Consider the following 21,721-nt stretch of genomic DNA (forward strand, 5'->3'; position numbering starts at 1 on the left):
ATGAGAGGGTAGAAGGCATGCGTAGCAAGCTCGGTACTGCGGCAGTGGTGGTCTGTGCGGCGCTGATAGGCGCCTGTTCCCAACCGCAACCGCCTGCCACCGCCGAGCCCACGCAGCCTCTGGATACCCGACCCACCGAGCCACCGGTCGCTGACCCCAGCGAACCGGTGGCCTCGGGCAACACCCCGGTGGCGGCGGACATCGCCGCCATCGCCGGGCTCGGTGCGCAGTTCGACCCGGCTCGCAACCCCGCCGATGACCTGGCCACCGCCAAGGTGGAAGCCCAGCGGGGCAAGAAGCGCATCCTGCTGGAGGTCGGCAACGCCGCCTGTGAGCGCTGCCGCGCGCTGGACGATGTGGTGGAAGGCAACGGCGACCTGCGTCGCTTCCGCGATGCCCACTACGTGTGGGTGAAGGTCAACGCCAGCGACGAGCAGCCCAACACCGCGTTCTTCGCCCAGTTCCCGGTGATGGAGCGCGACTACCCGCACCTGCTGGTGCTCGATGCCGATGGAAGCCTGTTGGTCTCGCAGGCCACCGGCGAACTGCGCAGGGGCCAAGCCTTCCAGCCGGCACGGGTGAGCGCGTTCCTGAAACAATGGGCACCTGACAAACCGGAATAGGGGTAGTGCCGGCCGCTGGCCGGCAGGGGTGGTGGTGGGTGGGTGCCGACCGCTGACCGCCATCCCCGGTGGGTGCCGACCGTTGGTCGGCACAGAAGTGCATCCACGCATCACGTGGATCTACTGTGGTTGCGGTCACATTCCCGGAATCGGCATCTCAATATCGCAACGCGCTCGCCGTTACCGGCAAGGACCTCAGTCGACATCCCGTCGATGCAACCTTCCGGAACGCCCATGCACAGCGACCACGCCGAACGACTGCCCGAACCCGCCAGTGAGTTGGCCGAGGGTGGAGCAGGCGAGGGCGTAACCCTGCCGCCGCAGGAGGCGCTGCTGGATGACACCGGAACCGGCGAGGCCACCGTCGACCTGGCGCCGCCGCGCCATCGCCTGCCGCAGATCGCGCTGCCCGACAACGTGGTGCTGAAGGGGGCGGTGCAGAAGCTGGTCGAGCAGAAGTCCCGGCTTGATGCGCTGGCCGCCGACGGTCAGCTGGCCGGGCTGCTGCCACCGGAGTGGCAGGGGCACGGCGTGCGTGCGATCGAGCTGTCCACCTTCATCCAGGGCGTGCTGCCGTTCCTGCAACCCGGCGAACGTGGCGAAACCGCGCCCGCGCGCCTGCCGGTGCGCCATGTGCTGGGAGACGACAGCCGCTGGGGCCTGGAGGATGTCGCCGAACCGAAATCGCTGGCCTGGTACCTGGCCAGTGACGAACGCGCCACCGCTGGCAGCAAGGACGTGGCCGAGGCCTATCTGGTGGGTGCGCTGGGACTGGCGTGGATGCAGGAAGGGCGCAGCCGCCCCGGCTTCCTGCGCGCGATGGGGCAGGACAGCCTGGCCGCGCGGGTGACCATGCTCGGCTACCCGCCGGCCAACGAACTGGCGCTGTACAGCGTCACCGCGCATGGGCAGCAACAGATCTGGTGCGTGCATGGCCGCCGTCGCATGCGCCCGCTGGTGGCGCCTTGGCTGAGCGTGCCGGTGCTGACCGCGTATGGCGTGCCGGCGCCGGTCGCGTGGCCGTCCAGTTTCCCGCCGGTGGAGGCCGTGGCCGAGCTGCTGGCGACCGCACGGCAGGGGCGCGCGCTGCCGGAAGTGGACCTGGCCAAGGCGGTGGCGAAGATCGCCGAGGACGCTGCCTCGGAAGCCTGGCAACCGGTCAGCCTGCTGCAGCTCAATACCTGGTCACCGCGTTGGCATTTCTTCCTGGGCACCTTCGTCGGCCTGCCGTCGCTGCTGCTCGTGGCGGCGGCGCTGGCGCTGCCGGGGGCGGTCGAAGCAGCCACGGTTGCGGCTTCCCTCGGCTTCGCCGGTGGTGCCATCGCGGCGCTCGCGGTGCCGTGGATCCATGCACGGCGCAAGCATCTGAGCTGAAAAAAGGGGACGGAGGGGATTAAGCCGCAATCAGCACAGATGTGCCCAAAACGACTTAATCCCCTCCGTCCCCTTTTTCTTTCAGACTCCTTCGCCCATCCGCTCCAGGCCTTCGCCGGCCAGGCGCAGGATCAGCTTCTCCAGCACCTGCTCTTCCTCTTCGCTCAGCACCGACATCAGCTTGCGGGTGATTTCGATCACCATCGGCGCGATGGTCTCGTACACCTCGAAGCCGGCTGCCGACAGCGCCAGCACCGAGCGGCGGCGGTCGTCGCCGTGGGTTTCGCGCTTGATGAAGCCGCGCTCCAGCAGGCGGGCCACGGCACGGCTGACCGCCACCTTGTCCATCGCCGTGCGGTCGGAGACCTCGCTGGCCGAGGAGCCCGGGTACAGCGCCAGGATGGTGATCACCCGCCATTCGGGAATCGCCAGACCGTAACGATCGCCGTATAGCTTGGCGATGTTGCCGCTGACCCGGTTGGACAGCACGCTCAGCCGGTACGGCAGGAACTGTTCCAGGTCGAGCAGGACGTGCGAGGAACGCAGGCGGGTCGAAACGGGATCGGCGGGGCTCATGTTGCGGTGCACCTTGCTGGTGGTTTCAAGTGTAACTATAAGGGGTAGGTCCAGACCCTGCATTCTCGCCGGGTCCCTACCTGCCCGCACCTGGTTTGTACCGATGCGGTACCGATTCGGAGCCACGCCATGAATACCGCAGTCCCGACCGCCTCGCATCCCAACCCCGGCATGCAGGTCACCACCTTCGAGAACCCGATGGGCATCGACGGCTTCGAGTTCGTCGAATTCGCCGCCCCGGCCGGCCGTGGCCAGGAGCTGCACGAGTACTTCCGGAAGATGGGCTTCAGCGCGGTGCTCAAGCACAAGCAGCGTCCGATTACCGTCTATCGCCAGGGCGACGTCAACTTCCTGGTCAACGAGGACCCCGATTCGTTCGCCGCCGACTTCGCCGAGAAGCACGGTCCGTGCGCCTGCGGCTTCGCCATCCGCTTCAAGAAGCCGGGCCAGGAGGTCTACCAGACCGCGCTGGGCAACGGCGCCGAAGCCATCGCCTTCAAGCCGGACAGCAAGGCGGTCAGCGCGCCAGTCATCAAGGGCATCGGCGACTGCATGCTGTACCTGGTCGATCGCTACGGCAGCGCCGGCAGCATCTACGACGGCGACTACGAGCCGATCGCCGGTGCCGACCTGCACCCGGTAGGCTTCGGCCTGACCTTCATCGACCACCTGACCCACAACCTGTATTTCGGCAACATGCAGCAGTGGTCGGACTACTACGAGCGCCTGTTCAACTTCCGCGAGATCCGCTACTTCGACATCAAGGGCCTGAAGACCGGCCTGGTGTCCAAGGCGATGACCGCGCCGGATGGCATCGTGCGCATCCCGCTGAACGAATCGTCCGACCCGAAGAGCCAGATCAACGAGTACCTGGACGCGTACAAGGGCGAGGGCATCCAGCACATCGCCTGCTTCACCGAGAACATCTACGAGACCGTCGAAGCGATGCGCGCGCAGGGCGTGGACTTCCTCGATACGCCGGAGACCTACTTCGACGTGATCGACCAGCGCGTGCCGAACCACGGTGAAGACGTGCCGCGCCTGGCGAAGAACAAGATCCTGATCGATGCCGATCCGGAAACCCACCAGCGCAAGCTGCTGCAGATCTTCACCCAGAACTGCATCGGCCCGATCTTCTTCGAGATCATCCAGCGCAAGGGCAACGAAGGCTTCGGCGAAGGCAACTTCACCGCACTGTTCGAGAGCATCGAGCGCGACCAGATCCGCCGCGGCGTGCTGTAAGGTCTGCAGGCAATGTCGGCGTCCCGCCGGCATTGCCTGTCCGAATGGTCGTGCCGGCCGCTGGCCGGCAATCTCTGGAGTTCCCATGTCCCCCGCCATCACCGCCCGCGGCTACCAGTCCGGCTTCGGCAACGAATTCGCCACCGAGGCCGTTGCCGGCGCGCTGCCGGTCGGGCAGAACTCACCGCAGAAGGTGGCCCACGGCCTGTACGCCGAACAGTTGACCGGGACCGCCTTCACCGCGCCGCGTGGCAGCAACCGCCGCAGCTGGCTGTACCGGATCCGCCCGGCGGTGACCCATGGCGAGTTCACCCCGTTCGCGCAGTCGCAGCTGCAGTGTGATTTCGGCACTCAGCCGGCCTCGCCAAACCAGCTGCGCTGGAGCCCACTGCCGCTGCCGGAGCTGCCGACCGATTTTGTCGAAGGCCTGTACACGATGGGTGGCAACGGCTCGCCCGATGCGCATGCCGGCGTGGGCATCCACCTATACGCTGCCAACCGCGACATGGTCGGCCGCTACTTCTACGACGCCGACGGCGAGCTGCTGATCGTGCCGCAGCTGGGCGCGCTGCGCCTGCTGACCGAGCTGGGCGTGATCGAGATCGAGCCGCAGCAGATCGCGGTGATCCCGCGCGGCGTGCGTTTCCGCGTTGAACTGCCCGATGGCCCGAGCCGCGGCTATATCTGCGAGAACTACGGTGCGCTGCTGAAGCTGCCCGACCTCGGCCCGATCGGATCCAACGGCCTGGCCAATCCGCGCGACTTCGAGACCCCGCATGCGGCGTTCGAGGATGTGGATGGCGATTTCGAGCTGATCGCCAAGTTCGAGGGCCGCCTGTGGCGTGCACCGATCGACCATTCGCCGCTGGACGTGGTGGCCTGGCACGGCAACTACGCGCCGTACCGTTACGACCTGCGTCGCTTCAACACCATCGGTTCGATCAGCTACGACCACCCGGATCCGTCGATCTTCCTGGTGCTGCATTCGCCCAGCGACACCCCGGGCACCAGCAACATGGACTTTGCGATCTTCCCGCCGCGCTGGCTGGTGGCGCAGAACACGTTCCGTCCGCCGTGGTTCCACCGCAACATCGCCAGCGAGTTCATGGGCCTGGTGCATGGCGCCTACGATGCCAAGGCCGAAGGCTTCGTCCCGGGTGGCGCCTCGCTGCACAACTGCATGAGTGGTCACGGCCCGGACGCGCCGACCTTCGACAAGGCGTCCAATGCCGATCTGTCCAAGGCCGATGTGATCAAGGACACGATGGCCTTCATGTTCGAGACCCGCGCAGTGATCCGCCCGACCGCACAGGCGCTGGCCGCTGGCCACCGCCAGGGCGATTACCAGCAGTGCTGGAACGGCCTGCGCAACAACTTCCGCTGACCCTAGAAAGGGGACGGAGGGGATTAAGCCGCAATCAGCACACGTGTGCCTGAAACGACTTAATTCCCTCCGTCCCCTTCTTCTTCAGGCGACCTCGGCGAACGCGTCGCAATGCTCCAATGGCAACGCCTCCAGCAGGCGCTGCCGTACGCGCTGGCAATAGCCATCCGAAGTGAGCGTGGGCAGCAGCTGCATTGCCGACTGCAGTCGCTGCAGCACCTCGTCCTCCGCACGCGCCTGCTGCAGGTCGCGGAACAGCGCCGCCGCCTGTGGATGCCGCTGCATTTCCAGGATGCCCAGCACGTAGATGCGTGCTGCCACCAGTGAGCGCCGGCGTTCGACCGCGGGTGCAGCAGGTGTGGCTGCCGGCGGCGTGGGCACCGGCGCCACCGCGGCTGCGGTCGACGGTGCTGGGGTCGTGGCGCCTGTGCCGGTGCTCAGGTACCCCGCCTGTACCAGCTGGATGACCATCGCCGGTGCTTCCTGGCCGAGCAGACCGGTCAGGTCGGCGACGGTACGCTGGCCGTCGCACAGGATCAGCAGCCGGCGCTGGCGCATGTCCAGCGGCGCGCGGTGGGCCTGCAGCGCGGTTCGGGCGAGATCGGTCTTGCGCGGTTGCATGGAAGGGACGGCCAGGTCGGTGCTCGCCGAGCCTGAACGAAGGCGATGAAACCGCGATGACAATGCAGCGCCTGCACACCGGATGGGCTAGCGTGCAGCCATCCTTGTGCCAGGGAACCGCACCGATGAAGCACCTTCCGCTTGCTGGTCTGTTGCTCCTTTCGCTCACCGCCTGCAGTGCTGGCCCCGACAAGCAGGGGGCGGCCGGCAGCGGCAGCGACACTCCGGCGGAAACCGCCTCGGCGACCGGACCCGCGCAGTCGACGGATCCCGACCTGGCCGCCCGTCCAGCCAATGACCGTCGCGAGGACAGTCCCGCGCGCCTGGATGGCTTCGCTGGGGCGAAGCTGGGTGCCGGCATCGCCGAGGTCCGTGCCGGCTTCGGCACGCCGCTGCAGGGTCTGGGCACCGATGCGGCCGGCGAGCCGCTGCCGGCTGACGACAGCAACGACGGCTGCTACTTCCTGCGCCCGCAGGATGCCGAAGATCCGCGCCTGATGATCGAGGGCCGCAAGCTGGTGCGCTACGACGTGCGCAGCGCCGCCATCACCGCACCGGGCGGTGGCAAGGTCGGCATGACCCTGGGTGAGCTGCAGGTGCTGTATCCCGAGCGCGCGGACGTCGGCCCCGACAAGTATGACGAGAAGGCCCAGCACCTGCGCGTGCGCCCGGCGCAGGAGGGCGGGGCGGTGATCGACTTCGCACTCGGTGCCGATGGCCGGGTGGGTGCCTGGCGCGTCGGACAGACCCCGCAGGTCGATTATGCGGAAGGCTGTGGCTGATCCTTGATCCACGGCCCAGCCGCGCGTACGGGCCAGGCGTAGAATCGCGCCACGACCGCTGGGGGAGTGCTCGATGATCGCCATTGCCATTGCCTGGTTCCTGCTCGGCCTGCTGCTGCTGGCGTTGGGCGGGGACTCCATCGTCAAGGCCGTGTCCGGCCTGGCCCAGCGTTTCGGCGCCAGCCCCTTCACTGCCGGGCTGTTGCTGCTCGGGGTGACCACCTCGTTGCCGGAACTGGCAGTCAACGCGCGCGCCCTGGCGGTGGGCCAACCGGAGCTGGCACTGGGCAACGCGGTGGGCAGCAGCATCGTCAACCTGGGCGTGACCCTGGCGGTGGCGGCCATGGCTGCGCCCCTGCTGCTGCGCGCGCGCCTGCAGACGGTGCTGTGGTGGTCGCTGCTGGCGGCGGGTGTGCTGCTGATCCTGTTCGGGCTTGATGGCGGCCTGGCACGTTGGGAAGGCGGCATACTGCTGGCCGGTTTCATCGTGGTGCAGGTGCTGCTGCTGCGCCGTGGTCGCAGCGAGAGCGCCGAGGTGCAGGTGGCCATCGCCGAGTCCGCACTGAGCCGCACCAGCCTGCCGTTGAACGTGCTGCGCGTGCTGATTGCCGCGTTGGCGCTGTACTGGGGCGCGCGCCTGGTGGTGGGCGCCGCCGCCGACTTCGGCGCCGCCCTGGGTTGGACCCCACTGCTGGTCGGTCTGCTGCCGGTGGCGATCGGTACCGCACTGCCGGAGGTGGCCACCGCCATCGCCGCCGCGCGTCGCGGGCATGGCGACATGGTGCTGGGCCACGTGCTGGGTTCCAGCGTGGTCAACCTGCTGCTGGTGATCGGTGCGATGGCCGTGCTGCAGCCGCTGGCGCTGCCGGCCTCGTTCGTGCGCCTGGAACTGCCGGCGCTGCTGGCGTTCGCGCTGGTGCTGTACCCGATGCTGCGTGGCGACCTGAAGATCAGTCGTGGTGAAGGCGGGATCCTGCTGGTCGCGTTTGTCGGCTGGTTCGTGCTGGAGCTGCTGCTGGTCGGCGCGGCATGAGGTAGTGCCGGCCGCTGGCCGGCAACCTCACTGCCTCTGACGGAACCCTTGCCACTGCCGGCCAGCGGCCGGCACTACCGGTTCTGCGTGGTTTCTTCTTCCCGCACCGGCTCCGGCGGCGGCGGCGGCAGCTGCTCCTCGGCGGCACGTTCGTTGCCGGGCAGGGTGGGGCGGGTCTCCATCAGCAGCGACAGCGCGGCCTTGGCCATCATGTGCGCGCTGATCGGTGCGGTGATGAACAGGAACACGGTGATCAGCAGCTCGCGCGGCTGCGGGTCCTGGCCGAGGAAGATGTGGTAGCAGACCGAGCACACCAGCACGCAGCCCACGCCCAGCGTGCTGGCCTTGGTCGGCGCGTGCAGGCGCTTGAAGAAGGTCGACAGCTTCACCAGGCCCAGTGCGCCGACCAGGATGAAGAAGCAGCCGAACAGCAGCAGGATCGACAGGCCGATCTGGATCGCGGTGATCATTCGACGATGTCCCGGCGCAGCACGAACTTGCTCAGCACCACGGTGCTGCCGAAGCCGAGCATGGCGATGATCAGCGCCGCCTCGAAGTAGATCGGCGAATTGAGATACATGCCGAATAGCATCAGCTCGGCGATCGCGGTCACCGACAGGGTGTCCAGCGCAAGGATGCGGTCGGGCACGGTCGGCCCGCGCAGCAGGCGCCAGGTAGCCAGCAGCATGGCCAGGCCGACCACGTGCATGCACACCACTAGGGTGGTCTGGATGACTTCAAAACCGGTCATGGGAAGATCTCCATCAACGGCGCCTCGTAACGGCGCTTGATCGTATCGATCAGGTCCTGTGGGTCCTCCAGGTGCAGCACGTGCACCAGCAGGAACTTGCGGTCGTCGCTGAGCGCGGCCGAGACCGTGCCCGGGGTCAGGGTGATCATGCTGGTCAGCGCGGCGATGCCGTGGATGTTGGCGATGTCCAGCGGCAGCCAGATGAAACCCGGGTGGATGTTCTTTTCCGGGCCCAGCACCTGCAGGGCGACGCGGATGTTGGACATCAGGATGTCCCACAGGGTCACGCACACCAGCCTGGGCAGTGGCCGCAGGGTGCCGATACGGGCGAACTCGCGGTCCAGGCGCGCGGCGAACAGCGGCACCACCACGCCCAGCAGCAGCCCCAGCACGATCTGGCCGAGGGTGAAGCTGTCGGACATCAGCAGCCAGAACGCCACCACCATGATGCTGAGCATCGGCGAGGGAATCAGGCGACGGAACAGGGAGCGCTGGGCGGTCATGGCTGGCGGATCTCCGGCGTGGTCGCACGCAGTTGCTGCACGTACTCGCTGGGTTGCAGCAGCTGTGCGGCGGTGGCGTCGGTGTAGCGCATCAACGGTGCCGCGGCCACGGTCATGCCGATGCCGTAGGCCAGCAGCAGGCAGGCGGCGTAGAGTTCTACCCGGCGCAGGGGAGCCTTGCGCGGCTTCGGTGCATCGGGATCGACCGGCGGCACGCGCCAGAACAGGCGGATGCCGCCGCGGGTCAGGCCCATGATCACCAGCAGGCTGCTGACCAGCACGGCGGTCCAGACCGGGCCGGTGTACTGCGCCGGCATGCCGGCCAGCAGCGCGGCCTTGGCCAGGAAGCCGGACAGAGGCGGCAGGCCGGCCACCGACACTGCCCCGATCAGGAACAGCACCGCCGGCGTTTCCTTGCCCGGCATCGGCGCCACCACCTCCTTGCGGTCGCTGGCGCCACCACGGCGGCGGCGGATCAGGTCGGCAACCAGGAACAGCGCAGCGGCCACGAAGCTGCTGTGCGGCAGGTAGTACAGGCCGGCCGACAGCACCTGCGGCGTGCCCACCGAGAAGGCGATGAACAGCGTGGCTGCCGACACGATGACCAGGTAGGAAATCAGTACGCGCAGGCGGGTCGCGGCCAGGGCGCCGAGCCCGCCCAGCACCAGCGTTGCCACGCCGGCCCACAGCAGCCAGTCGCGGCCATAGCCGGCCATCGCGCCCGCGTCATCGCCGAACCACAGCATCTGGATGCGCAGCACCGAATACAGGCCGACCTTGGTCATGATCGCGAACAGCGCCGCCACTGCGGCCGGCGCGCGCGAATAGGCTTCCGGCAGCCACAGGTACAGCGGCATCAGCGCGGCCTTGGCGCAGAACACCAGCAGCAACAGGCCCATCGTGGCCTTCACCAGGGTCAGCTGCGTCGCCGGCACCGCAGCAATGCGCTGCGACAGCTCGGCCATGTTCAGCGAACCCAGCGTGGCGTACAGCAGGCCCAGCGCGATCAGGAACAGGGTCGAGGCGGTGACGTTGAACACCACGTAGTGCAGGCCGATGCGCATGCGCAGGCCGCGGCCACCGCTGAGCAGCAGGCCGTAGGAGGCGATCAGCATCACCTCGAAGAACACGAACAGGTTGAAGATGTCGCCGGTCAGGAACGCGCCGTTGAGGCCGACCAGCTGGAACTGGAACAGTGCATGGAAGTGCGGTGCGCGGCGGTCCCAACCCGAGCAGGCGTGCAGCAGGCAGGGAATGGCCAGCAGCAGGGTGGTCAGCAGCATCCATGCCGACAGCCGGTCGGCCACCAGCGCGATGCCCAGCCGCGACGGCCAGTCACCCAGCAGGTAGACGTTGATGTCACCGCCCGCGGTCGACGCGAACAGCAGGCCCACCGCAAGCGCCAGCGCCGACAGTGCAGTCCAGGCCACCGCGCGCTGCACCCTGGGGCCGTAGCGGCGGTGTTCGACGAACAGCGACAGCGCGGCGCCGAGCAGCGGAATCAGGATCGGCAGGATCACCAGATGGTTCATGCGCGATCCTCGTCCTGGCGCGCCGATGCGCTCTCATCCTGCAGGTCGTCGTCGGGCTCGTGGGCGTCCACATGGTCGCTGTGGTTGTCGCTGCGGCTACGCATGGCCAGCACGATGCTCACTGCGGTCATCGCGAAGGCGATCACGATCGCGGTCAGCACCAGTGCCTGCGGCAGCGGGTCGGTGTAGTTGCCCAGGTGGCTGTCCACGCCCTCCTGCAGCACCGGCGCCTTGCCCAGCACCACGCGGCCACCGGCGAAGATCAGCAGGTTGGTGGCGTAGGACAGGAAGGTCATGCCGAGGATCACGTCGAAGCTGCGCGCACGCAGCAGCAGGTAGATGCCGATGGCGGTCAGCACGCCGATCGCGGTAGCCAGGGCCAGTTCCATCAGTGCATCTCCCCGGTGCGGGCCGAACGGCGTTGCAGGTCGATCTCACCCTTGCGGGCAGCGCGGGTACGCGACGGCTTGATCGTGCCCATCATCGACAGCATCAGCATGGCGCCGCCGAACACCACCAGATACACGCCGATGTCAAAACCGATCGCGCTGGCCAGCGGCACGTCGCCGATCAATGGCAGATGCAGGTCGAGGTGGCCACTGGTCAGGAACGGCACGCCGAACAGCATCGAGGCGCTGCCGCTGAGCAGGGCGATCAGCAGGCCCATGCCGATGCAGCGGATGTAGTCGAAGCCGAAGCGCGATTCCACCGACGCGGTGCCCTGGATCACGTACTGGATCAGCAGCGGCACCGCCAGCACCAGGCCGGCGATGAAGCCGCCGCCCGGTGCGTTGTGGCCGCGCAGGAACAGGAAGATCGACACGGTCAGCGTCAGCGGGAACATGATCTGCGCCAGGTCGGCCGGCACCGGCAGCTTGATCGGCGGGCCGGGCATGATCTGTTCCGGTGCCATCCGCGTGCGCCGCAGCAGTGCGTGCACCACCAGCGCGGCGATGCCGAACACGGTGATCTCGCCGAAGGTATCGAAGCCGCGGAAGTCGACCAGGATCACATTGACCACGTTCTGGCCGTAGGCCTCGGGCAACGCACGGGCGAGCAGTTCGCCGGCCATGGTGTTCGGCGGCAGGGTCATCGCCGAATAGGCCAGCGCACCCAGCCCGGCGCCGGCGATGATCGCGATCACCGCATCGCGGCGCTTGCGCCAGCGCGGACGTTCCGGCCCGGACTGCGCGGGCAGGTAGTTCATGCCCAGCAGCATCAGCACCAGGGTCACCATCTCCACGAGCAGCTGGGTCAGGGCCAGGTCGGGTGCGGATAGGAACACGAAGGTCAGCGCCACCATCAGGCCGACGCCGCCGACCAGCAGCACCGCCAGCAGGCGCTGCTTGTAGATGCGCAGGGTGGCCACCGCGCAGGCCATCATCACCAGCCACAGCGCCCAGCCCAGCAGCGGCATCGGCTGTGGCGCGGTCCAGTTTGGCGACGCCGGATTTGCCACGAATGGCGCGGCGGCAACTGCGATCGCCACCAGCACCAGGCCCAGCAGCATGCGCTGCAGGCTGCCGTTGGCGATGCCGTTGGTCAGGCGCATGGCCAGTGCGGACACGGCATCCAGCTGTGCATGGAACACATTGCGGCCAGTGCTGACGTTGGTCACGGCATGCAGGTTGATCAGCTTGCGCAGGCCGAAGTACAGCGCCACGCCGCCGATCACGCCGATCGCGCTCATTGCCAGCGGCAGGTTGAAGCCGTGCCATACCGCCAGGCTGTACTCGGGCATGGCGCTGCCGAGGATCGACGCCGCAGCGGCATGCAGCACCGGTGCCACGGTCAGTGCCGGGGCGATGCCAACTGCCACGCAGATCACCACCAGCAGTTCCACCGGTACCTTCATCCAGCGCGGCGGCTCATGCGGCACGCGATCCAGGTCGTGCGGGCCGGGGCCAAAGAAGGTGTCGTGCACGAAGCGCAGGCTGTAGGCCACCCCGAATACGCCAGCCAGCAATGCGGCGATCGACACCGCCGTGCGCATGATTCCCGGGCCTCCGGCCGTGATCGCCTCGGCAAACAGCATTTCCTTGGACAGGAAGCCGTTGAGCAGCGGGATGCCGGCCATCGCCAGCGAGGCGATGATCGCCAGCGCGCTGGTGAACGGCATCAGCCTGCGCAGGCCGCCCAGCTTGCGCATGTCGCGGGTGCCGGTCTCATGGTCGATGATGCCGGCGGCCATGAACAGCGAGGCCTTGAAGGTGGCGTGGTTGAGGATGTGGAACACACCGGCCACCACCGCCATCGGCGTGGACAGGCCGAACAGCAGGGTGATCAGGCCCAGATGGGAAATGGTCGAATAAGCCAGCAGACCTTTCAGATCGTGCTGGAAGATCGCGTTCCAGGCGCCGATCAACAGCGTGATCGCACCGATGCCGCTGACCGTGTAGAAGAACAGGTCGCTGCCGGCCAGCGCTGGATGCAGGCGCGCCAGCAGGAACACACCGGCCTTCACCATGGTGGCCGAGTGCAGGTAGGCAGAGACCGGAGTGGGCGCGGCCATCGCGTGCGGCAGCCAGAAATGGAACGGGAACTGCGCGCTCTTGGTGAAGATGCCCGCCAGCACCAGGAACAGCGCGTACGGGTACAGCGCGCTGGCGCGGATCTGCTCGCCGGCGGCCAGCACCACGTCCAGGTCGAAGCTGCCGACGATGCGCCCGATCAGCAGTACGCCACCGAGCAGCGCAAGGCCGCCGCCGCCAGTGATCACCAGCGCCATCCGCGCGCCCTCGCGTGCGTCCTGGCGGTGCGACCAGAAACCGATCAGCAGGAACGAGCTGATGCTGGTCATTTCCCAGAAGATCATCAGCAACAGCAGGTTGCCCGACAGCACCATGCCCAGCATGGCGCCCATGAACAGCAGCAGGTAGCAGTAGAAGCGGTGCGCGTTGTCCTGCTGGCTCAGGTAGTAGCGCGCGTACAGCACCACCAGCGCGCCGATGCCCAGCACCAGCCCGGCGAACATCCACGCCAGCCCGTCCAGGCGCAGGGTGAAGTCCAGGCCGATCTGCGGCAGCCAAGGGACCATCGTCCGCACCACCTGGCCGTCGAGTACGGACGGGGTCAGCCAGCCGAGGATGGCCAGTCCGCCCAACGGCGCCAGCGCCGCCAGCCAGGCAGCAGTCGAGCGCGAACTACGGGGGAAGGCCGCAACAGCCGCTGCCATCAGGAACGGCAGGGCCAGCAGCAGGGGCAGGCTGGGGAGCATGCAGGGAATCCATGATTCACGAGCAGGTCAGGGAGGATAACAGGCTGCGAAATGTCGCTGAAACCCATCGAACAGCGATCAATTGCATGTAACGTCCGCTGATTCATATTTTCTGCGACGCAACATCGCGTTCCTGCAGTCCCTCCCCGGTTGCCCTCGGGGGACGCCCTACGCCCACGCAGGGAGACCGCAGGCCCTGTCGCACAGGGGCTGCCGTCGACGGGCGGGAAGTGGGGAGCGGATCACCGGCGCAGGCTGGCAGGGCCGTCGTGGAGTGCGGGTGATGGAATCTGCCCGTTCAGGAAACGAGGGGCGCCGTCGGCCCTGGGCAGGTCAGTAGCGCCAGTCGAGCTTGCGGTAGAACTTGGCCATCACCCAGGCCGGGCCGATCAGCAGGTAGGTCAGGTCGGTCAGGAAGCTGGGCTTGCGGCCCTCGAACTTGTGGCCGATGAACTGCGCGATCCAGGCCACCACGAACACGCCCACCGCCAGCCAGAACAGGTTGTGCAGGCCGATTTCGGCCTCCAGCAGGCGGCACAGGCAGCCGAACACGAAGAACTGGATGAGCATGCCAATGCCCAGCGGGCGCGACAGTTTGTTGTAGAAGCACCAGGCGCTGAACATCGCGAACGCCGACCAGATGCCATACTGGAACCAGGTGATCAGCGGCGGCAGGCACCACAGCAGGGCCACCACCGACCACAGGATCGCCGGGACCGCCACCACGTGGATGCGCTGGTTGATCACATTGCGGTGGTCGTCGGAGTAGCTGGCGAAATAGCGGTCGATCGGCCGCGCAAGCTCGGTGGATGTCTGCATGCTGCGTTGCTTCCTCGGACAACGGTAGTGCCGGCCGCTGGCCGGCACTCCAGAGCATAGCCGAGTTCGTGAGGTTGCCGGCCAGCGGCCGGCACTACCAGAGCCAGGCCATGCCTGGCTGCAGGTGTTCATGAGGTTGCCGGCCAGCGGCCGGCACTACCGAACGCCCCCCGCCTTTCCGGCCGGGGGCGCAGGCGCATCAGTCGACGCTGATCCCGGCCAGGCGCTGCAGTGCCTCGGCATACTTGGCGCGGGTGCGCTCGATGATCTCGGCCGGGATGGTCGGGCCCGGGGCGGTCTTGCCCCAGTCCAGCGTCTCCAGGTAATCACGCACGAACTGCTTGTCGTAGCTCGGCGGGCTGGTGCCCACTTCGTACTCGTCGGCCGGCCAGTAGCGCGAGGAATCCGGCGTCAGCATCTCGTCCATGATGTACAGGCGGCCATCGGCGTCGGTACCGAACTCGAACTTGGTATCGGCCAGGATGATGCCGCGCTCGCGGGCGTAATCGGCCGCGAACTTGTAGATGCGCAGGGTGGCGTCGCGCACGCGCTCGGCCAGTTCCGCACCGACCTGCTTCACCATCGCATCGAAATCGATGTTCTCGTCATGGTCGCCGACAGCGGCCTTGGTCGAGGGGGTGAAGATCGGCTCGGGCAGCTGCTCGGCCTGGCGCAGGCCGTCGGGCAGGTCGATGCCGCTGACCTTGCCGGTGCGCTGGTAATCCTTCCAGCCGCTGCCGATCAGGTAGCCGCGGGCGATCGCTTCCACCGGCACCGGCTTCAGCTTGCGGGTGACCACCGCGCGCTTGGCATACAGGGCCGGGTCCACGCCTTCGGGCAGCACGCTGGCCACGTCGATGCCGGTCAGGTGGTTGGGCATCAGGTGCGCGGTCTTGGCGAACCAGAAGTTGGAGACCTGGCAGAGCATCTCGCCCTTGCCCGGGATCGGGTCGGGCAGGACCACGTCGAACGCCGACAGGCGATCGGTGGCCACCATCAGCAGGTACTCGCCCGGCGGGGTTCCGGCTGGCAGCCGCTCGCGCGGGATATCGAACACATCACGCACCTTGCCGCGATGGCGCAAGGGCAGGCCGGGGAGATCGGATTGCAACAGCGTGGTTGGCACGGGCACTCCTGGGGCGTTGTCGATACGGCTGCTGCCCAACGGACCCGGCGGGCCCGCTGACCAGCGGGCGGCCTAGTGTAAAGCCGTCCGGGCCCGCTGTGACGTAAAATGAGCGTCCATTTCGTCGGTCGACCCCGGAGCGCCATGCGCTGGTACGGAAAACTGCTCGGATTCATCGCCGGCGCCCTGCTGTTCCGGCCCAATCCGCTGTTCGGGGCGGTGGTCGGCCTGCTGATCGGCCATGCCTTTGATTCGGACTGGTTCCGCCTGAACAAGGAGAACCCGTACCGGGAGCTGGGGCTGACCTCCGAGGCCACCGATGCCGAGGTCGAGCGCGCCTACCGCAAGCTGATCTCGCAGTACCACCCCGACAAGCTTGGCGGCGCCGCCCCCGAGCTGCAGCAGCAGGCCGAGCAGAAGTCGCGGCGCATCAACGCCGCCTACGACCGCATCAAGACCCTGCGCAAGCGCTGACCCCTTTCCCCTCGTTGCAAGGCCCGGCCATGTCCCACTGCCTCATCGCCCCCTCCATCCTGTCCGCCAACTTCGCCCGCCTCGGCGAGGAAGTCGACAACGTCCTCGCCGCTGGCGCGGACTGGGTCCACTTCGACGTGATGGACAACCACTACGTGCCGAACCTGACCATCGGCCCGATGGTCTGCCAGGCGCTGCGCAAGCACGGCGTGACCGCGCCGATCGACGTGCACCTGATGGTCGAGCCGGTGGACCGCATCATCCCGGACTTCGCCGAGGCCGGTGCCACCTACATCAGCTTCCACCCGGAGGCGAGCCGCCACGTGCACCGCACCATCCAGCTGATCCGCTCGCTGGGCTGCAAGCCGGGCATCGTGCTCAATCCGGCCACGCCGGTGGACATCCTCGACTGGGTGCTGGAGGACCTGGACCTGGTGCTGCTGATGTCGGTCAACCCGGGCTTTGGTGGCCAGGCCTTCATCCCCTCGGCGCTGGACAAGCTGAAGGTGGTGCGCAAGATGATCGATGCCAGCGGCAAGGACATCCGCCTGGAGATCGACGGCGGCGTGAAGGCCGACAACATCGGCGAGATCGCGGCTGCCGGTGCCGACACCTTTGTCGCCGGCTCGGCCATCTTCAACGCCAAGACCAGCTACCAGGACGTGATCGCGCAGATGCGCGCGAACGTCGCTGCGGCACGCTGACAAAAAGGGGACGGAGGGGATTAATCTCGTTTAATTCCCTCCGTCCCCTTTATCTGCGCATGGCACTGTTGAACATCCGTCCGGCCACCGTGGCCGATGCTGGCCTGATCCTGCATTTCATCCGCGAACTGGCCATCTACGAGAAGGCCGAGCATTCGGTACAGACCGATGAGATCGGCATCGCCGAGAGCCTGTTCGGCGCCGATGCCACGGCGCGCGCGTTGATCTGCGAAGCCGACGGCGAGGCCATCGGCTATGCGGTGTACTTCTACAACTACTCCACCTGGCTGGGCCGCAAGGGTATCTACCTGGAAGACCTGTATGTCAGCCAGGAAAAGCGCGGTGTGGGCGCCGGCAAGGCACTGCTGAAGTACATCGCACGCCAGGCCGTGGCCGAGGGCTGCGGTCGCTTCGAATGGTCGGTGCTGGACTGGAACACCCCGGCCATCGAGTTCTACACCGCTGCCGGTGCGAAGCCGCAGGACGAGTGGACCGTGTACCGGCTGCAGGGCCAGGCGCTGCACGATTTCGCCAACGGTTGAAGCGAAGTGCATCCACGCATGGCGTGGATCTACCAACCGGGTGGGTGCGAACCTTGGTTCGCACTCCCTGCACACCCCAAAAAAAAAAGCCACGCCAATCACTGGCGTGGCCTCGCTGCATGCGTGGGAGGCTGATCCTGCCTCCATCCGTCGTCCCTGCTATGGACTCCCATTCTCCGGTAGCTGAATGACATCTGCGTGACATTCACCGCGGGCAAACAGCGCATTGCTAGCCTGTGCCACCGCATCCTTGGAAGCTCTGCATGACCACCCCGCGCTGGCGCCTGATCCTCAACGGCAAATCCGCCGGCAACGATGAGTTGCGCGACGCCGTCGGCCATTGGCGCGGACAGGGCGTGCAGCTGGAAGTGCGGGTGACCTGGGAGGACGGTGACGCCGAGCGCTATGTCGCCGAGGCGATCGATCATGGCGTGGATGTGATCGTAGCCGCCGGTGGCGATGGCACGCTCAGTGCGGTGGCCGAGACACTGGCGCATCGTGAGGAGCTGGCAGATGCGCTGCCCTCGCTGGCGCTGATCCCGATGGGGACCGCCAACGATTTCGCGACTGCGGCCGGCATACCGACCGAACCGAAGGAGGCCTTCGCCCTGATCGGGCAGGTGACGCCGCACGCCATTGACCTGTTGCGCGTGGACGCCGATGGCACGCAATGGTGGTGCGCCAATCTCGCCAGCGGTGGCTTCGGCACGCAGGTGACGGTGGAGACTGATGCGGGCTTGAAGAAGATGCTGGGCGGGCTGGCCTATGTGATCACCGGCATCGCCAAGCTCGGCCGCATCGAGCCGATCACCGCACGGTTGTCCGGTCCGGACTTCGCGTGGGAAGGCGACTTCATTGCGCTCGGCATCGGCAATGGTCGCCAGGCCGGTGGCGGCCAGCAGTTGTGCCCGCAGGCACTGATCGATGATGGGTTGCTGGATGTGACGGTGCTTCCGGAGCTGGAAGGGGAGGTCACCGCCACCCTCGGCCAGATGCTGAAGTCAGGCACCCAGGCTGCGCTGGAACAGCTGGCCACGCGTGCGCGGCTGCCGTGGCTGGAGGTCGCATCCGAGCGCCCGCTGACCCTCAATCTGGATGGCGAGCCGGTACAGGCCCGTCAGTTCCGCATCGAGTGCGTGCCGGGCAGGGTACGGATGCATCTGCCGGCTGGCTGCCCATTGCTGGGTGGGTAGGGAGGTAGAGTCGACTGTTAGTCGACTGCTCTTCGTTCCGGCGGCGTAAAACCCCGCGCTACGCGCGCAAGTCGACCAACAGTCGACTCTACCGGTCCGCGTCGTCGGTTCCCGTGGCTGGCCCCGCCCGTCCCGTGGTTCAGTTTTCCAGGGTTCCCCTGCCGTCCAAGCTGCGATACAGTCAAGGGGTGTCCAGCCTGACGACCCCGCATACCCTTTCTTCCGCACGCCGTTGGTGGCGATGGTGGCCCGTTGCCGTCGTCCGCCCCCATAACGCTGTGTCCCGGAAGGAAAGTCGTCTTGAACTCGCACGCTCAGTTTCAGCAGCAGGCCGCTGAAGGCCACACCCATATTCCCGTCGTCCGCGAAGTGCTGTCCGACCTGGACACGCCGCTTTCGGTCTATCTGAAGCTCGCCGACGGCCCCAATACCTACCTGTTTGAATCTGTCGAAGGCGGCGAGCGCTTTGGTCGTTACTCGATCATCGGCCTGCCGGCGCGCCGCGTGTACGCCTTCCACGGCCACACGCTGACCGTGCGCGAAGACGGCCAGGTGGTGGACACCCGCGAGGTGGCCGACCCGTTCGCCGAGGTCGAGGCGCTGCGCAGCGCCCACTCGGTGCCGAAGCTGGAAGGCCTGCCGGGCTTCACAGGTGGCCTGGTCGGCTGGTTCGGCTTCGAGTGCATCGGCTACATCGAACCACGCCTGGCCCCGCCGGCCGGCCGCGATGAGCTGGGCACGCCGGACATCCTGCTGCTGGACTCCAACGAGCTGGCCGTGTTCGACAACCTCAAGGGCCGCCTGTACCTGATCGTGCACGCCGACCCGCGTGTCGAGGGCGCCTTCGAGCAGGCCCAGGCGCGCCTGGATGCGCTGACTGCCAAGCTGCGTGCACCGGGCGCCGGTTATCCCGCACCGCTCAACAGCGATGTGCTGGATGAATCCGATTTCGTCTCCGGTTTCACCCGCGAAGGCTTCGTCGATGCGGTCCAGCGCAGCAAGGAATACATCCGCGCCGGTGACATCTTCCAGGTGGTGCTGAGCCAGCGCCTGAGCGTGCCGTTCAAGGCGCGCCCGGTGGATGTGTACCGCGCGCTGCGTGCACTGAATCCGTCGCCGTACATGTATTTCCTGGATGTCGGCGACCTGCAGGTAGTCGGTTCCTCGCCGGAAATCCTGGTGCGCCTTCAGGATGGCGAAGTCACCGTGCGCCCGATCGCCGGTACCCGCCCGCGTGGCGCCACGCCCGAGCAGGACCTGGCGCTGGAAGCCGAGCTGCTGGCCGATCCGAAGGAGCGCGCCGAGCACCTGATGCTGATCGACCTCGGCCGCAACGATGCCGGTCGTGTGTCCAGGGCCGGCACCGTGGAAGTGGGCGAGCAGTTCGTGATCGAGCGCTACAGCCACGTCATGCACATCGTCAGCGAAGTCACCGGGCAGCTGCAGCCGGGCCTGAGCTATGCCGACGTGCTGCGTGCCACGTTCCCGGCCGGCACCGTCAGTGGCGCGCCGAAGATCCGCGCGCTGGAAGTGATCCGCGAGCTGGAACCGATCAAGCGCAATGTCTACGCAGGCAGCATCGGCTACATCGGCTGGCACGGCGATGCCGATACCGCGATCGCGATCCGCACCGCGGTGATCAAGGACGGCCGCCTGTACGTGCAGGCCGGCGCCGGCATCGTCTACGACTCGGACCCGGACAAGGAATGGGACGAGACGATGAACAAGGGCCGCGCGTTGTTCCGCGCCGTCGCCCAGGCCGCCAAGGGCCTGTAAGCCTGCCTCGCCACGGCGCCGCGCCGTGGTCGTTCCGCTGTTCCCGTTGAAGACAAGGAGTACCGCATGAAGCTGCTGAGCGCATTGCTGTGGTCGTCACTGCTGGCCACGATGGCCCCGTCTGCGTGGGCGCAGGCCAATACCATTCCGTCGCAGCCGCACCTGCTGGTGAAGGGCGAGGCGCGTCGCGTGGTGATGCCGGACCGGTTCGGCCTGCAGTTGAACATCGAAGAGACCGACATGGACGCCGACGCCGCGCGCCGCCGCGTGCAGGACAACGTTGCCCGCGTGCTGGCACTGCTCAAGCAGCACAAGGCGGTGGAAGGCAGCGTGCGCGCGGACAACCTGCGGATCGGTCCTGCGACGCGCTATGAGCAGAACCGGCAGGTTTTCATCGGCACCCGCGTGTCACGCCAACTGCGCGCCAGCTTCGCCAGCGTCCAGCAGATGCAGGACGTGCTGGGGGCGCTGAAGGCCAACGAGAACGTGCAGGTCAGCAGCGTGGCCCCGACCTACTCGGGCGAAGTGGCGCTGCGCCGCGAACTCAAGGGCGAGGCGGCGGCCCAGACCCGCCAGTCTGCGCAGGGCCTGGCCAAGGCCTACGGCACCCAGCTGCGCGGGCTGTACAGCATTTCCGATGTGGCGCCGAACTTTGCCTATGGCGTGCAGGCGGGCAATTGGCCCAGAAGCGACGACATGGTGACACCGCCATCGCCGCCGTCACCTGCGGCGCAGATGGACATGATCGAGACCACCGGCTCGCGTCTACGCGAATCCATCGAAGCCGGCCCCATCACCTACACCGAAAACGTGTACGCCATTTTCCTGATAAGCGACGGAACCTGACCATGTTGTGGATGATCGACAACTACGACAGCTTCACCTACAACCTCGTGCAGTACCTGCAGACACTGGGCGCCGAGGTGAAGGTGGTGCGCAACGATGCGATGAGCGTGGACGAGATCGCCGCGCAGAAGCCGGAGCGCATCGTCATCTCGCCCGGCCCGTGCACGCCCAACGAAGCGGGTGTGTCGCTGGAACTGATCGAGCGCCTGGGCCCGACCACGCCGATCCTCGGCGTGTGCCTGGGCCACCAGGGCATCGGCCAGGTCTACGGCGGCACGGTCATCCGTGCCGGCAACATCATGCACGGCAAGACATCGCCGATCCGCCATGAAGGCAAGGGCGTGTTCGCTGGCCTGCCGGACCGCTACCAAGCCACCCGCTACCACTCGCTGGTGGTGGACAAGAACAGTCTGCCGGACTGCCTGGAAGTGACTGCCTGGACCGAGAACGACGACGGCTCGATCGAAGAGATCATGGGCCTGCGCCACCGCCAGTTCCCGGTGGAAGGCGTGCAGTTCCATCCCGAATCCATCCTCACCGAACACGGCCACGCCCTGCTGCGCAATTTCCTGCAGCGCCCGGCGGCCTGATCCAAGGAGCATT

23 protein-coding genes are annotated in these 21,721 nt (G+C 67.0%); 13 read left to right on the forward strand and 10 right to left on the reverse strand.

Features of this window, described 5'->3' with window-relative positions; translation table 11 throughout:
• Positions 1 to 17: 17 nt before the first annotated feature.
• Together AC5P6X_RS03340 and AC5P6X_RS03345 are read left to right on the forward strand one after the other, a co-directional pair.
• Positions 18 to 623: a thioredoxin family protein gene (locus AC5P6X_RS03340; RefSeq protein WP_108270566.1), complete on the forward strand. Its 606-nt coding sequence runs from the start codon at positions 18 to 20 to the stop codon at positions 621 to 623.
• 234 nt (positions 624 to 857) lie between these two features.
• The gene (locus AC5P6X_RS03345) at positions 858 to 1,997 is read left to right on the forward strand and encodes a hypothetical protein (RefSeq protein ID WP_049395603.1); all 1,140 of its coding nucleotides are present in this window, start codon (positions 858 to 860) and stop codon (positions 1,995 to 1,997) included.
• 81 nt (positions 1,998 to 2,078) lie between these two features.
• On the opposite strand, the gene AC5P6X_RS03350 is transcribed toward AC5P6X_RS03345, so the two are convergent.
• On the reverse strand, positions 2,079 to 2,636 hold the full coding sequence (locus tag AC5P6X_RS03350; RefSeq protein WP_005411341.1) for a MarR family winged helix-turn-helix transcriptional regulator: 558 nt from the start codon (positions 2,634 to 2,636) through the stop codon (positions 2,079 to 2,081).
• Between the two features lie 66 nt (positions 2,637 to 2,702).
• Between AC5P6X_RS03350 and hppD the strand changes: the two genes are divergently transcribed.
• On the forward strand, positions 2,703 to 3,815 hold the full coding sequence (hppD, locus tag AC5P6X_RS03355; RefSeq protein ID WP_005411340.1) for a 4-hydroxyphenylpyruvate dioxygenase: 1,113 nt from the start codon (positions 2,703 to 2,705) through the stop codon (positions 3,813 to 3,815).
• Between the two features lie 85 nt (positions 3,816 to 3,900).
• A complete protein-coding gene (gene hmgA / locus AC5P6X_RS03360) occupies positions 3,901 to 5,199 on the forward strand; it encodes a homogentisate 1,2-dioxygenase (protein WP_049451144.1) in 1,299 nt (432 codons plus the stop codon).
• Between the two features lie 84 nt (positions 5,200 to 5,283).
• Here the strand turns inward: hmgA and AC5P6X_RS03365 are convergent, their stop codons facing one another.
• A complete protein-coding gene (locus AC5P6X_RS03365) occupies positions 5,284 to 5,820 on the reverse strand; it encodes a hypothetical protein (RefSeq protein ID WP_005411338.1) in 537 nt (178 codons plus the stop codon).
• A gap of 125 nt (positions 5,821 to 5,945) precedes the next feature.
• Here AC5P6X_RS03365 and AC5P6X_RS03370 point away from each other — a divergent pair, with 125 nt between their 5' ends.
• Both AC5P6X_RS03370 and AC5P6X_RS03375 read left to right on the forward strand, forming a co-directional pair.
• Positions 5,946 to 6,602: a hypothetical protein gene (locus AC5P6X_RS03370; protein WP_108270563.1), complete on the forward strand. Its 657-nt coding sequence runs from the start codon at positions 5,946 to 5,948 to the stop codon at positions 6,600 to 6,602.
• A gap of 73 nt (positions 6,603 to 6,675) precedes the next feature.
• Positions 6,676 to 7,635 carry a sodium:calcium antiporter gene (locus tag AC5P6X_RS03375; protein ID WP_108270562.1) on the forward strand — a complete coding sequence of 320 codons (960 nt, stop codon included), beginning with the start codon at positions 6,676 to 6,678 and terminating at the stop codon, positions 7,633 to 7,635.
• Positions 7,636 to 7,709: 74 nt separating this feature from the next.
• Here the strand turns inward: AC5P6X_RS03375 and AC5P6X_RS03380 are convergent, their stop codons facing one another.
• The 8 genes from AC5P6X_RS03380 to AC5P6X_RS03415 form a co-directional block, all read right to left on the reverse strand.
• A complete protein-coding gene (locus tag AC5P6X_RS03380; protein ID WP_108270561.1) occupies positions 7,710 to 8,105 on the reverse strand; it encodes a Na+/H+ antiporter subunit G in 396 nt (131 codons plus the stop codon).
• The gene (locus AC5P6X_RS03385) at positions 8,102 to 8,386 is read right to left on the reverse strand and encodes a K+/H+ antiporter subunit F (protein WP_005411334.1); all 285 of its coding nucleotides are present in this window, start codon (positions 8,384 to 8,386) and stop codon (positions 8,102 to 8,104) included. The genes AC5P6X_RS03380 and AC5P6X_RS03385 overlap by 4 nt, the downstream gene beginning before the upstream one ends.
• Entirely contained in the window at positions 8,383 to 8,889 is a 507-nt protein-coding gene (locus tag AC5P6X_RS03390; RefSeq protein WP_005411333.1) for a Na+/H+ antiporter subunit E, read from the reverse strand. Before AC5P6X_RS03390 ends, AC5P6X_RS03385 begins: the two co-directional genes overlap by 4 nt.
• Positions 8,886 to 10,421 carry a monovalent cation/H+ antiporter subunit D gene (locus AC5P6X_RS03395; RefSeq protein WP_108270560.1) on the reverse strand — a complete coding sequence of 512 codons (1,536 nt, stop codon included), beginning with the start codon at positions 10,419 to 10,421 and terminating at the stop codon, positions 8,886 to 8,888. The genes AC5P6X_RS03390 and AC5P6X_RS03395 overlap by 4 nt, the downstream gene beginning before the upstream one ends.
• Positions 10,418 to 10,810, reverse strand: a complete 393-nt coding sequence (locus AC5P6X_RS03400) for a Na+/H+ antiporter subunit C (RefSeq protein WP_088436232.1) — start codon at positions 10,808 to 10,810, stop codon at positions 10,418 to 10,420. The genes AC5P6X_RS03395 and AC5P6X_RS03400 overlap by 4 nt, the downstream gene beginning before the upstream one ends.
• Positions 10,810 to 13,638 carry a monovalent cation/H+ antiporter subunit A gene (locus AC5P6X_RS03405; protein ID WP_059035644.1) on the reverse strand — a complete coding sequence of 943 codons (2,829 nt, stop codon included), beginning with the start codon at positions 13,636 to 13,638 and terminating at the stop codon, positions 10,810 to 10,812. Before AC5P6X_RS03405 ends, AC5P6X_RS03400 begins: the two co-directional genes overlap by 1 nt.
• A 333-nt stretch (positions 13,639 to 13,971) precedes the next feature.
• A complete protein-coding gene (locus AC5P6X_RS03410; RefSeq protein ID WP_005411329.1) occupies positions 13,972 to 14,457 on the reverse strand; it encodes an Mpo1 family 2-hydroxy fatty acid dioxygenase in 486 nt (161 codons plus the stop codon).
• Positions 14,458 to 14,656: 199 nt separating this feature from the next.
• A complete protein-coding gene (locus tag AC5P6X_RS03415) occupies positions 14,657 to 15,583 on the reverse strand; it encodes a phosphoribosylaminoimidazolesuccinocarboxamide synthase (protein ID WP_005414703.1) in 927 nt (308 codons plus the stop codon).
• Between the two features lie 144 nt (positions 15,584 to 15,727).
• Between AC5P6X_RS03415 and AC5P6X_RS03420 the strand changes: the two genes are divergently transcribed.
• The 7 genes from AC5P6X_RS03420 to AC5P6X_RS03450 all read left to right on the forward strand — a co-directional run bounded on the left by AC5P6X_RS03420 (position 15,728) and on the right by AC5P6X_RS03450 (position 21,708).
• Positions 15,728 to 16,057, forward strand: coding sequence for a J domain-containing protein (locus tag AC5P6X_RS03420; protein ID WP_005411327.1), 330 nt, complete (start codon positions 15,728 to 15,730; stop codon positions 16,055 to 16,057).
• 29 nt (positions 16,058 to 16,086) lie between these two features.
• Positions 16,087 to 16,761, forward strand: coding sequence for a ribulose-phosphate 3-epimerase (gene rpe, locus AC5P6X_RS03425; protein ID WP_005411326.1), 675 nt, complete (start codon positions 16,087 to 16,089; stop codon positions 16,759 to 16,761).
• A 59-nt stretch (positions 16,762 to 16,820) separates the two neighbouring features.
• A complete protein-coding gene (locus AC5P6X_RS03430) occupies positions 16,821 to 17,303 on the forward strand; it encodes a GNAT family N-acetyltransferase (protein ID WP_012481443.1) in 483 nt (160 codons plus the stop codon).
• A gap of 263 nt (positions 17,304 to 17,566) precedes the next feature.
• On the forward strand, positions 17,567 to 18,496 hold the full coding sequence (yegS, locus tag AC5P6X_RS03435; protein ID WP_329756984.1) for a lipid kinase YegS: 930 nt from the start codon (positions 17,567 to 17,569) through the stop codon (positions 18,494 to 18,496).
• 300 nt (positions 18,497 to 18,796) lie between these two features.
• Positions 18,797 to 20,272 (forward strand): anthranilate synthase component I, encoded by a 1,476-nt coding sequence (trpE, locus tag AC5P6X_RS03440; RefSeq protein ID WP_049418006.1) that lies wholly within the window; start codon positions 18,797 to 18,799, stop codon positions 20,270 to 20,272.
• 66 nt (positions 20,273 to 20,338) lie between these two features.
• On the forward strand, positions 20,339 to 21,118 hold the full coding sequence (locus tag AC5P6X_RS03445; RefSeq protein ID WP_329756985.1) for an SIMPL domain-containing protein: 780 nt from the start codon (positions 20,339 to 20,341) through the stop codon (positions 21,116 to 21,118).
• 2 nt (positions 21,119 to 21,120) lie between these two features.
• On the forward strand, positions 21,121 to 21,708 hold the full coding sequence (locus tag AC5P6X_RS03450; protein ID WP_012481439.1) for an anthranilate synthase component II: 588 nt from the start codon (positions 21,121 to 21,123) through the stop codon (positions 21,706 to 21,708).
• The last annotated feature ends 13 nt before the right edge of the window (positions 21,709 to 21,721 follow it).

It is taken from the genome of Stenotrophomonas sp. YJH_SMC_40 (assembly GCF_059368615.1).